Below are 12,173 nucleotides of genomic sequence, written 5' to 3' on the forward strand. Positions count from 1 at the left end.
GACGGACAGATTGACCGAACGGGCGGATTGATACAACGGGCGGGTTGACAGAACGGGCGGGTTGACAGAACGGGGTCAGCGCGAACGCTTCGACCGGGCCTTCTCCAGCAGGGACCGCACCCGCTCGGCCACACGGTCGTCGCGCACCGACACCATGGACGGGAACACGCGGATCAGACGGCGCTGCTGCCAGCTGAGCACCTCACGCAACCGTTCGTCGGCGAGCGCGAGCCGTTCGTTCGCCAGATCGATGCGTTCGTCGATGTCGGCGATCTGCTCGAGCTTGAGCTCCCTGATGTCGGCGGCCACGCGGGCCAGACGGGTGTCGAAGCTGTACAGTCCGGCGCAGGTGACGGCGGCGTCGGCCACCGTGGCGGCGAGCAATACGCCGGATGCCCAGTGCAGCACGGTCGGCGGCCAGGAGTCCATGATCCCGATCATCCACGGCTGGATGACGAGCTTGATGGCCGTGGCGCCCGCGCCGAAGGCGATGAATCCGTTGAGATATACGCGGCCGTTGATGTTGAACGGTTTGCCGGTGTAGTCCCACAGCCGTACGTGGAACAGGCGTTCGATGGCCCAGGAGGAGAGGTATTCCAGCGTGCAGGCGAGCACGCCGCTGGAGAGGAACAGGGCCAATGGGTCGTTGACGTCGGCGAGCAGCATGACGACCAGCAGGCCGCCGAACCCGTAGATGGGGCACAGCGGACCGTTGAGCACGCCGCGATCCTCGAACCGCTTACGCAACACGACGCTGAGCATCGTCTCCCAGAACCAGCCGGCGAACGCGTAGGCGAGCCAGCACAGCCAGTATTCCTCGACCGTCACCAGCATCGTCGCTCCCTTCCGTGTGGGTGGTTCGTTTCCGTCAGACTACCCAATCCGGCAGGTGCGCGACACCGACAGATCACCCCGAACCGTCGTCCTCACCCGGTCGCTCCTTGACCGCAGATCACATTACGGACACACTGGCCCAGATTCCGGACGATATCCACGGATCTTGGCCAATCCAAGCTTGAAGAGGTCAAATATGAGGTCTTCAAGCTTGGATTGACCAAGAAAGAAAATCAGGGTCACATTCCCTGAGAAATGGCATGAAAAAGGGATTCACGGAAGTCAGTAAATCCCTTATGTGCGGAGTGAGGGGGATTCGAACCCCCGAGCCGCTTACGCAGCTAACACCTTAGCAGGGTGCCCCTTTCGGCCACTCAGGCATCACTCCAGTCACGCTCGCAGAACGCAACAGATAGATACTGTACCACTCATCCCGGATTTAGGCGACCTCGCGACACGCGCAAACCGAAATCCGTGCCGCGAAGACGTCATCCGGCACCCAAAGTACCCTTCATCCCAGCATCCCGCAAAACACCATGACGTACAAGCAGCCAGCCTCACGCCCCAACCCCAACGACTACGATGGCGGTATGAGCACATCGCCACGATCCGCCGCAGTCAGGCGCGACTGGGGCCACGACGAAACCGGGTGCACGATCCTGCACATCGATATGGACGCCTTCTTCGCGTCCTGCGAGATCGCCCGCCACCCCGAGCTCAAGGGCCGTCCGGTCATCATCGGCACCGGCGTGCGCTCGGTGGTCTCCGCCGCCAGCTACGAGGCCCGCCCGTACGGCGTGAACTCGGCGATGCCCGTCGCCACGGCGAAACGCCTGTGCCCCGACGGCGTTTTCCTTCCCGTGGATATGGCCTATTACCGGTCGGTCTCCCACCGGATCTTCCAACTGATGAGCCGCATCACCGACCGCATCGAACGCACGTCGGTGGACGAAGTGTACATGAACGTCGCCGGAGCTCTGCGGCAGTGGGAGCGACCGACCGCGATCGGCGCGTGGATCCGACGCGAGGTGGAACGCCGCTTCCACGTCACCTGTTCGGTGGGCGTGGCCGGCAACAAGCTCGTCGCCAAGCTCGCCTCCACCAACGCCAAACCGAACGGCATGCTGCTGGTGCCGGTTGCCCGGCAGGCCGAATTCGTGCAGATGCTGCCGTTGCGCTCACTGCCCGGGGTCGGTCCTTCCAGTGCGAAACGACTGGAGCAGTGGGGCGTGACCACGGTGGCTCAGCTGGCGGCGATGAGCCGGGAGGATCTCACCCGGGCCACCGGCTCGGCGATTCACGCGAACGGCCTGTATCTGGCGGCCCGCGGACTCGACGAACGACGGGTGGTGCCGTATACGCCCGAAAAGTCGATCGGCTCCGAACACACGTTCGACGAGGATACCGACGACCCGGCCTGCGTCTCCGGCCTGCTGCTGCGGTGCGCGGACACGGTGGCCTCCACGCTACGGCGGAAGGGCCTGCTCGCCCGTACGGTCACCGTGAAGCTGCGGTTCGCCGACCTGAGCTATGCCACGAAGTCATTCACGATGGAACGGCCGGTGAATACGGCGAGCGCCCTGTATCCGCAGACCATCGGACTGTTGGAACGGATGCTCGACATGTCCCCGGGATCGGTGTCGCGGGGCATCCGGCTGCCCAGACCGGTCAGGCTGGCCGGGGCGAGCGTCTCCGGGCTGAGCGATGCGGCCACGACGCCGGTTCAGGCCAGTTTCGACGATCTGCTGGCCGAGGAGCCGGACGATCGGGGGACGGACGGCAAGTCGGATCATGGTTCCGCAGATCGGCGTGAGGATGCCACCGTCCGGACCGCGAAGACCGCGAAACGCATGGGTCAGGCCGAGCAGGCGTTGGATTCCATCCGCGAACGATTCGGGAACGGAGCCGTGCGTCTGGGACTGCGCGATTCCTGAGTCGGTCTGGGAGATCGCGCGACAGCGGGAAGCGGAAAGGGGCACGACCACCCCCAGTCCGGCACAGCCGTCCAGCCCCCGCCAGCGGGGGCATGAATACATCGTCCGATCCACACCGAAACGCAAAAGTCCCCGACCGCTACTGCGATCGGGGACTTCATGGAGAGGAAACGATCCCGCGAATCGATTATCGACCCGCGGAGGGAAATCCGATCAACTGAACCGAGATCCGGTTTGATCATCCGGTTTGATCATCCGGTTTGATCATCCGGTTTGATCATCCGATCCGATCATCCGCCTGGAGCGGACGGCCGGACCGGACGGTCAGAGGAGATCAGAGAGGAGATCAGTGGGTGAGCTCGCCCTTCTCCCACTTGCCGTTGTTCAGATCATCGGCGATCTTGCGGTACTTGTCATCGGTCAGACCGTAGAGGAAGAAGATGATCAGCATGGCGGCGAACAGGGCCACGGCCGGGTACAGGGTCATGGCGCCCTTGATGCCGGCGAGGGTGGCGGCGGACTGCGTCTGGTTGGCGACGTAGCCGGTCAGGCCCAGGATGCCTGCGGAGATGATGGCGGCCAGGGACTGCGCGAGCTTACGGGAGAAGTTGAACGCGGCCACGGTGATGCCTTCCTTACGGATGCCGGTGTGCCACTCGCCGTAGTCGATCACGTCGTTGACGAAGGCCCAGGTGATGCCGTTCGGGATGGCGAGGCAGATGTAGCCGAGGGTCACGAAGATGATGAAGGTGGTGATGTTGGTCGGCAGGAAGAAGTTGATGAGGTTGGCAACCGCACCGACGACGAAGCAGAACACGGCGACCTGCTTCTTGCCGAACTTCTTCACCAGCAGCGGGATGGAGAGGATGGCCACGATGGAGCAGCCCATCTGGATGGCGTTGATCACCGGCTGCAGACCCATGTTGCCCAGGTTGTACTCGGCGAAGTACAGCATCATCGCGTTGTTGGTGTTCATGGCGGAGATGGTGAACAGGGTCATGAGAATGATGGCGAGCAGAGGCTTGTTGGTGAAGACCACCTTGATGTAGGCGCCCACGCCCTCCTTGGTCTTGTCGCCGGTCTTCTCACGGTTGATCTTGATGTGCTCCTTGCAGTTGAAGAACGTGACGGAGAAGCACAGCACGCCGAGGATGGCCATGATGGCGGAGGCGACGGCGTAGCCGTGGAACGTGGTGACCTTGCCGTTGGAGTCGGAGAACAGCAGGATGATCGGGATGAACGCCACGCCGGTGATCCACTGGGCGCCCAGCGATCCGGCCTGACGAGTGGTGGCCAGCTGGGCTCGCTCATCGACGTCTCGGGTCATGACGTTGGCGAGACCCACGTACGGCAGGTTGGTGAACGAGTAGCAGGTGCCCCATGCCATGTAGGTGACGAAGGCGTAGACGATGCGGCCCCACATCGGGAAGTCCGGCATCGTGAAGGTGATGACGGTGAGGATGGACAGCACGATCGCGCCGACCATCATCACGGGACGGAACTTGCCGTGCTTGCCGACCCTGCGGCTGTCGACGAACGCGCCGGCGATCGGGTCCATGAAGGCGTCGTAGATCTTGGTGACGGCCATGATCGTGGCCACCATGCCGGGGTTGATCAGCGCTACGTCGGTGTAGAACTTGGTCAGGTAGGCTTGGCCCAGATCGAACATGAAGCCATTGCCAAGATCACCGAAGCCGTAGCCGATCTTCTCTCGCCAGCTGAGCTTCTCTCCCTTACCGGTGTTGATCACACCGCTGTCAGTTGCAGTAGTCATAATTGATACCTGCTCTCAGGGATCCGGCTGAACGTCGGAGGCCTGGGAACCCTTCCTTCTAGGTTGGTGTTGTGAATCGGATCCCGGTTGTTGCCAGACATATCGGAATCCTTGGGCGTCCGAGGCGATGGCAGTCGCATGCGGACGCCCTTTTCCATGCCGGGCACTGCGGTCCGGGCACGGAAAACAGCTTGTTGGGTTGATGTTGTTCGCCGAATCGTCACCGATCGGCGTGTCGCCGGGCCGGCCGGGTCGGCAACGTCGTTGTTGGCGTTCGCCGGCCGGCTTCGGCAGTCGGGAACCTTACTTGAACAGTTCCTTGGCGTTGTTGTAGGAGACGTCCTGCACCAGCGGTGCCAGCGTCTCGAGATCCGACGGGATCTCGCCGCGCTCGGCCCATTCGCCCAGCTGCTCGCACAGGATGCGGCGGAAGAACTCGTGGCGCGGGAAGCTCAGGAACGAACGGGAGTCCGTGGTCATGCCCACGAAGTTGCCCAGCAGCGATCCTTCGGCCATGGTCTGGATCTGCTTGCGGATGCCTTCGCGGGTGTCGTTGAACCACCAAGCGTTGCCGAGGGCCATGTGCTGCTTCATGCCGCCCTGGAAGCATCCCATGATGGTGGTGATGGCCAGGTAGTCGTTCGGGTTGAGCGAGTAGATGATCATCTTCGGGATGGAGTCGGTCTTGGCGGCCTCGTTGAGCAGGGCGGCCAGCGGCTCGGCGATGGACCGGTCGTTGATCGAATCGTAGCCGGTGTCGGGACCGTGGATGGCGAACTCGCGCTCGTTGATGTTGCGCATGGCGTGGATGTGCAGCTGCATGGTCCAGCCGTGGGCCTTGTAGATCTTCATGAGATCGAGGAACAGCTGCGTGCGGTACTTGGTGACCTCCTCGAAGGTCAGCGGCTCGCCGGCACGGGCCTTGGCGAGGATCGCGTCGCGCTCGGCGGCGGTGGACGTCGCGTACACCATGAGGTCGGCGGCGTGGTCGGACAGGCGGGAGCCGTGCTCGTGGAAGAAGTCGACGCGCTTGTTGATGGCGGCCATCATGTCGTCGAAGGAGTTGACCTTGTCGCCGGTGACCTGCTCAAGCTGGTCGACCCACTCGGAGAAGCCGGCCTTGTCGGGGTTGAGGGCCTTGTCCGGACGCATGGCCGGGATCATCTTGAAGGTGTCGCCGCCTTCCTTCTCGAAGGCGATGTGGTACTCAAGGGAGTCGACCGGGTCGTCGGTGGTGCAGATGGTGTCGAGGTTCATGCGGCGCAGCAGCGCGCGGCGGGAGAAGTCGGGGCCGGCCAGCATCTCGTTGGTCTGCTCGTAGATGGCCTTGGCGGTCCTGGAGTTGAGCTCGTCGGTGATGCCGAAGTAGCGGCGCAGCTCCTGATGCGTCCACATGTAGACCGGGGAGCCGATGGCCTTCTCCATGGTCTGCGCGTAGGCATAGAACTTGTCCCACGGATCGCCGTTGCCGGTGATGAGCTCCTCCGGCACGCCGTTGGCGCGCTCCAGACGCCACTTGTAGTGGTCGCCGTAGTTGTTGCCGTCGGTCAGCCATGCTTCGACGATGTCCTTGAAGTTCGGATCCTTGTAGATCTCCTCGGGATGCAGGTGGCAGTGATAGTCCACGATCGGCATCTTCTCGGCGTAGTTGTGGAACAGCTCCTTGGCCAGATCCGTAGTCAGCAAGTATTCGTCATCCATAAAAGCCATGGTGGTTACCTCCTTTGGTACCGTCATCGAGTCGTTTTCACGGCTCGTTCACTTTGCACTTTATGGAGCGTGACGCAGATCACCATTTTTTGTTGCCACGGTTTGCCACGCTTTGTCCGCATCGGCTGGAACGTGCGCATAAATGCGGCAAACACTGGCAACAATTCGCGTCGCCGAACCGTCTCGGGCGTACGTTGAAACTGCACTACCGAAAGGATTTCCTATGAGCAATGAAGCTTGTGCATACTGCGACGAAGGCCCCGCGCTGGACGCCTTCGGCATCAAGATCTACGAACTGCCGGCCAGCAAGGTCGTGCTGTTCAAGGAACAGAGCCATAAGGGCCGCGTGATCGTGGCCTCGAAGCACCACGTCTCCGAGATCGTGGAGCTGAGCAAGGAGGACCGCGACGCCTTCTTCGACGACGTGGACCGCGTGGCCAAGGCCGTGCACGCCACCTTCCACCCCGACAAGGTGAACTACGGCGCCTACGGCGACACCGGCCATCACCTGCACTTCCACCTCGTGCCGAAGTACAAGGACGATGAGTTCGAGTGGGGCGGCACCTTCGCCATGAACCCCGATCGCGTCCACCTGACCGACGAGGAGTACGACGAGATGGCCAAGGCCATCGTCGCCAACCTGTAGTCCGTCGGCCCGCGATCCGTGAAATGCCGCCAATCCGCAAGGTGATCGGCGGCATTTTGCGGATTATTCAATTCCCAAGGTTCCGGAGCGTACGCCTTCCTTGCGCTCCGGAACCTTGTCATATCTCGTCAGATGCTCACGCGGGATGCCCGCGTAATCTCACGCACCGTAATCGTCACGCGCCGAGACGCCGGGCCGCGGCCTCGACGGCCTCGTCGCTGGCCGTGGACGAGACGCGCAGATACGCCGGATCGCCGTAGAACTCCCCTGGGCTGACGATGATGCCCATCCGGGCCAGATCGTCGAGGTCCGTCCAGCAGTCGCCGGACTTCGCCCTCACCCACACGTACAGTGCGCCCTGAGGCATCTCGGCATCGTATCCGGCGGCCTTCAGCCCGCGCACCAGGGTCTCCAGACGACGGCGATACCGGTCGCGCTGCACGGCCACGGCGGCCATGTCCCGCAGTCCGGCCACCATCGCGGCCTGACACGGTCCGGAGATGATCTGGCCGATCTGCTTGCGCACGGTCAGCATCGGGCCGAGCAGCCCGTCGTCACCGGCGATCAGCGCGGTGCGGTATCCGGCCATGTTCGACTGCTTGCTCAGCGAGTACAGGCACAGCAGCCCGTCCGCCGAACCGCCACACACCTCGGGCGAAAGAATGCACGGGGTGGCGGAAAGCCGATCGGCCGTGGACGTCGAACCGGCCTCGCCGCGCCAGTCCATCAGCGCATAGCATTCGTCCGACACCACCACGGCGCCGATCCGCCGGGCCGCCTCCACGATCGCCCGCAGCTGTACGGCGTCCAGCACCTCGCCGGTGGGGTTGGACGGCGAATTCACCCAGACCATCCGCACGCCGGGCACGTCCCGCCAGGATTCGACGTCGGCCACATCGGCCTTGAGCGTACTCGCCCCGGCCAGCTGGGTGCCGATCTCATAGGTGGGGTACGACACCCGGGGCTGCACCACCACGTCGCCCTCGCCCAGTCCGAGCAGACTGGCCATCAGCGACACCGCCTCCTTGGAGCCCTGCGTCGGGATCACGCCGGCGCCCAGAGCCTCGAGGTCCACGCCGCGGGCGTCGGCAAACCATCGTACGATCTGACCGCGCAGCTCCTCGGTACCCCGGGTGACCGGATACCCGTAGGCGTTCGGCGCGTCCGCGGCGGCGGCGAGCGCATGCCGCACCGAATCGGGTACGGCATCGACCGGGGAGCCGATCGACAGGTCGATCATGCCGTCCGGATGGGCCGCGGCGATCTTCTTCGCGGACGACAGCCGAGACCAGTCATACGGCGTGCTGAATGGTGCAAATCCCACGTTGTTCCCTTTCACGAATCCATGTCACGGACATGTCAAAAAACTCCCCATACCCATACCCGTGGGCGGGGAGTTTTCTACGATATTGCGGTACTGCGATACTGCGGTCTGCCGATCAGCCCTGATTCTGCGGGGGCAGAGCGGCCACCTGCGCCTGATCATGGTCGATCGGGCCGAAGCCGGAGGCGCCGCCCTGATCGCCCACCTCGGCGAAGAAGTCCACCGCGGCGTCCTTGTACCAGGCCCACTCCTCGGGCAGATCGTCCTCGTAGAAGATCGCCTCGGTGGGGCACACCGGCTCGCACGCGCCGCAGTCCACACACTCGTTCGGGTTGATGTACAGCGTGCGCGGACCCTCGTAGATGCAGTCCACCGGGCATTCGTCCACGCAGGCCTTGTCCTTCACATCCACACAGGGCTGAGCCACAACATACGGCATAGTTCGTCCTCCTTGAGTCGTCATCCTCGTCCGGCCTGTCGCCGGCTCGCGCCGACGCCTACCACCGGAACGCCGTCGATCCTCGCGGCGTTTCACATACTGGGCTTCAGTTTACGCCGCCCCCACAACAGCGAGGCCCTCCCCGCGTCTCGGAGCACCGGGACGGGGAGGGTCTCACGAATGCGGTCCGGCTCACCCGGACGTATAGCTCACTCGGCGATGTCGCCCTTAAGCTGATTCAGTCCCAGACGGGAGTGGCGGTACCCATAGGAGAAGTAGATGGCGAAGCCGACGACCAGCCACACCAGGAACCGCACCCAAGTGAGCACGGTGAGGTTGAGCATCAGCCACAGGTTCGCCAGACCGATGAGGATCGGCACCCACGGGTTGCCGGGCATGGTGAAGGAACGCTTGAGATCCGGGCGCTTCTTGCGCATGATCGGGATGGAGATGGCGACCAGCGTGAACGCGGACAGCGTGCCGATGTTCACCATGTCGGAAAGCACGCCGATGTCGAACAGCGCGGCGACGAGGGCGACGATCACGCCGCACACGATCTGCAGCATGGCCGGGGTGCCGTGCACGCCGGTCTTGGAGAGTCCTCGCGGCAGCAGGCCGTCGCGGCTCATGGCGAACACGATGCGGGTCAGGCCCAGCAGCAGCACCATGACCACGGTGGCCAGACCCAGCACGATGCCGAAGCTGATGATCTTCGCGGCCCAGTTCGCGCCGACCAGCTCGAACGCGGTGGCCAGCGACGGGCTGTCGGCCTTGGCGAGATCCTTGTAGGAGACCATGCCGGTGGTGACCACGGCGACCGCCACGTACATGATGATGATCAGCAGCATGCCGGTGCCGATGCCCAGCGGCACGGACTTCTTCGGATTGTCGGTCTCCTCGGCGGCGGTGGCCACCACGTCGAAGCCGATGAACGCGAAGAACACGAGGGCCGCGCCGGACAGGATGCCGGGGATGCCGTAGATCGACGGGACCATGCCGGTGGCCCACTGCCACAGCGGCTGCGCCCAGACGCCGGTGACCTCGGAGGAGGCGGTCTGCACGGTGTCGGCGGGCTGGCTCGGCGGAATGAACGGTGTGAAGTTGGAGGCCTTGACGTAGAAGAAGCCGACGATGACGACGAAGAACACGATGGCGATCTTCAGCACGGTCATCGCGCCGTCCACGCGGGCGCCCAGCCTGGTGCCGAAGACGAGCAGCGTGGTGAAGAACGCGACGATGATGATCGGCGCCACGTCGAGCGTGAACGAGCCGATCTGCAGATTCGTATTGAGATTCCAGCCCATCAGCCGGAAGAAATCGTTGAGGTACACGCCCCAGTATTTGGAGATCACCGAACCTGCCATCAGCATTTCGAGGATCAGATCCCAGCCGATGATCCACGCCACGATCTCGCCGACCGTGGTGTAGGTGAACGTGTAGGCCGAACCGGCCACCGGGATCATCGACGCGAACTCCGCATAGCACATCACGGCCGCGCCGCAGACGATGCCGGCGATGATGAAGCTGATGATCACGGCCGGACCGGCGTGGTAGGCCGCGGCCTGCGCACCCACGGAGAAGATGCCCGCGCCCACGGCGACGGCCACACCCATGATGGCGAGATCCCACCACTTGAGGTTGCGCTTGAGTTTGCGGTCGGCCTCGTCGGTTTCGGCGATGGTCTGTTCGACCGTCTTGGTTCTTAAGAGATTCATTGGTTATTTCTCCTCATCGGGTACAGCCTCTGAAGAGAATAGACAATGAATGTGAATAAGCCAAGTTCGCCGAGGGGAACCATGACGGAATCGGCACGGCCGGCCGCTGATCAGCACAGTTCGGTCAACGCAGGTCGATGCCCACGCACACCGGCTCGGGCACCAGACGCACGCCGAAGGCCCGTTCGACGCCGTCCTGCACGGTTCGGGCGAGTTTCGCCACATCCTCGGCCGTGGCACTCCCCCGGTTGGTCAATGCCAGCGTATGCAGCGTCGACAACGTGGCCGCGGCGTCGTCGCCCACGCCGAACCCCTTGTGGAATCCCGCATGATCGATCAGCCAGGCGGCGGACGTCTTCACGCCGGCCGAACCGTCGGGCAGCGTGACGTCGAACCGCGGGGCGTCCTCCGGCAGCTTCGCCGCCTGCTCGGGCGTCAGCTGCGGGTTCATGAAGAAGCTGCCGCAGGAATGCCGGTTCCAGTCCCGGTCCAGCGAACCGGTGGCCGCATACAGGCCGCCGAATGCCGCCTCCACGTTCTCCGGCTTCTTCGTGTCACGCATCCACTCGTTGTAATAGCGGTTCGGATCCTCCAGCATGCCCTTCGACGCACGCACCTTCAGCACCGCGTCGCGGATCGCCGCGGTCTCCAGACGGTCGCCGACCTCGACGCCGAGCGCCTTCGCCAGCTGCGGGAAGTTCACCACGCCGGTGGCGCTGTGCCGCAGGGCGAACGTGACCGACAGCACCACGTACCGGGGCGTGGGGAAGAATTCGTCGGCCGGCGTGGCCGGAGCCTGATACATGCTGGTTTTCAGGGCCGACGTCCGGTAGCCGAAACCCAGCTGGTCGGCGGACAGCTCCTCGACCTTCAGGGTCTTGCGATCCCACACCTCCACGGTGTCGACGCTGGAGCCGACCTCCTGACCGTAGGCACCGATGTTCTGCACCACCGAGGCGCCCACCGTGCCGGGAATGCCGGAAAGGCCCTCCACGCCCTCCAGACCGAGGCGCACGCAGAACTCGACGAGATCATCCCAGTTCGCACCCGCCTCCGCATTGACATGCACCGTACGATCGGCCCCCTCCACGGGAGCCACCTCGTCGGGCACGGAGATCGTGCGGCGCGCGTCACGCACCACCACGCCCATGAACGGCTCGTCCGACACCAGCAGATTCGATCCCCCGCCGATCACGCACAACGGCAGGCCCTTCTCATCCGCATCGGTCACGGCCTCGATCACGCCCACGCGTGAATCGGGCTCGACGAAACGGGCGATGGGGCCACCCACGCCGATGGTGGTCAGGTCAGCAAAACTCGGAGTACTCATACGGCCCACCATACTTCAAGTGGTACCTATCGGACTCCTGGGCTTCCCCCGCGCGGGCCGTTTCTACTCACGCGGGCCGAATCCACTGGGTCGAAAGGGGATGGACGTCCGACACACTCAAGGCCGTTCGGCCGGGGAAGCTGCGCTTCCCCAAGCTTACGGTCGGGCATCCATCCCCTTCCTCCCGACTACTAACCTCTAACCTATGGTTGGGCCTCCGATACGCCCCTCCCCGCGGTATGCCGATCTGTCGACGCACATCTGGCTTCCCCCACTGGGGGAAGCTGGCAGCCGAAGGCTGACTGATGAGGGACGGTCAACGAGCCTCACGCGGGCGGGGTGCTCTCACATGGGTCGAGTTCATTGGGTCGGAAGGGGATGGACGCCCGACACACTCAAGGCCGTTCGGCCGGGGAAGCTGCGCTTCCCCAAGCTTACGGTCGGGCATCCATCCCCTTCCTCCCGAG

Annotated in this window: 9 protein-coding genes and 1 tRNA gene; 2 read left to right on the top strand and 8 right to left on the bottom strand. The window is 63.7% G+C overall.

The window, feature by feature from the left end; translation table 11 throughout:
* Positions 1-75: 75 nt before the first annotated feature.
* Together CSQ87_RS04220 and CSQ87_RS04225 are read right to left on the bottom strand one after the other, a co-directional pair.
* The gene (locus tag CSQ87_RS04220) at positions 76-834 is read right to left on the bottom strand and encodes a putative ABC transporter permease (RefSeq protein WP_100512635.1); all 759 of its coding nucleotides are present in this window, start codon (positions 832-834) and stop codon (positions 76-78) included.
* Positions 835-1,135: 301 nt separating this feature from the next.
* Positions 1,136-1,222 (bottom strand) — tRNA-Ser (locus tag CSQ87_RS04225).
* Between the two features lie 202 nt (positions 1,223-1,424).
* On the opposite strand from CSQ87_RS04225, the gene dinB reads away from it, so the two are divergent.
* Positions 1,425-2,768 (top strand): DNA polymerase IV, encoded by a 1,344-nt coding sequence (gene dinB, locus CSQ87_RS04230; RefSeq protein WP_100512636.1) that lies wholly within the window; start codon positions 1,425-1,427, stop codon positions 2,766-2,768.
* A gap of 346 nt (positions 2,769-3,114) precedes the next feature.
* Here the strand turns inward: dinB and CSQ87_RS04235 are convergent, their stop codons facing one another.
* Entirely contained in the window at positions 3,115-4,542 is a 1,428-nt protein-coding gene (locus CSQ87_RS04235; RefSeq protein WP_100512637.1) for a glycoside-pentoside-hexuronide (GPH):cation symporter, read from the bottom strand.
* Positions 4,543-4,845: 303 nt separating this feature from the next.
* A complete protein-coding gene (uxaC, locus tag CSQ87_RS04240) occupies positions 4,846-6,252 on the bottom strand; it encodes a glucuronate isomerase (RefSeq protein WP_100512638.1) in 1,407 nt (468 codons plus the stop codon).
* 223 nt (positions 6,253-6,475) lie between these two features.
* Between uxaC and CSQ87_RS04245 the strand changes: the two genes are divergently transcribed.
* Complete coding sequence (locus tag CSQ87_RS04245; RefSeq protein WP_100512639.1) at positions 6,476-6,898, top strand: HIT family protein; 423 nt, start codon at positions 6,476-6,478, stop codon at positions 6,896-6,898.
* A 175-nt stretch (positions 6,899-7,073) separates the two neighbouring features.
* Here CSQ87_RS04245 and dapC read toward each other — a convergent pair whose 3' ends face one another.
* The 4 genes from dapC to CSQ87_RS04265 form a co-directional block, all read right to left on the bottom strand.
* The gene (gene dapC, locus CSQ87_RS04250) at positions 7,074-8,222 is read right to left on the bottom strand and encodes a succinyldiaminopimelate transaminase (RefSeq protein WP_100512640.1); all 1,149 of its coding nucleotides are present in this window, start codon (positions 8,220-8,222) and stop codon (positions 7,074-7,076) included.
* Positions 8,223-8,337: 115 nt separating this feature from the next.
* On the bottom strand, positions 8,338-8,661 hold the full coding sequence (gene fdxA, locus CSQ87_RS04255; RefSeq protein WP_100512641.1) for a ferredoxin: 324 nt from the start codon (positions 8,659-8,661) through the stop codon (positions 8,338-8,340).
* 209 nt (positions 8,662-8,870) lie between these two features.
* The gene (locus CSQ87_RS04260) at positions 8,871-10,376 is read right to left on the bottom strand and encodes an amino acid permease (protein ID WP_100512642.1); all 1,506 of its coding nucleotides are present in this window, start codon (positions 10,374-10,376) and stop codon (positions 8,871-8,873) included.
* A gap of 124 nt (positions 10,377-10,500) precedes the next feature.
* Positions 10,501-11,706 (bottom strand): UDP-N-acetylmuramate dehydrogenase, encoded by a 1,206-nt coding sequence (locus tag CSQ87_RS04265; RefSeq protein ID WP_243388827.1) that lies wholly within the window; start codon positions 11,704-11,706, stop codon positions 10,501-10,503.
* Positions 11,707-12,173: the final 467 nt, after the last annotated feature.

It is taken from the genome of Bifidobacterium simiarum (assembly GCF_002802905.1).
In the GTDB taxonomy this organism is placed as follows: domain Bacteria; phylum Actinomycetota; class Actinomycetes; order Actinomycetales; family Bifidobacteriaceae; genus Galliscardovia; species Galliscardovia simiarum.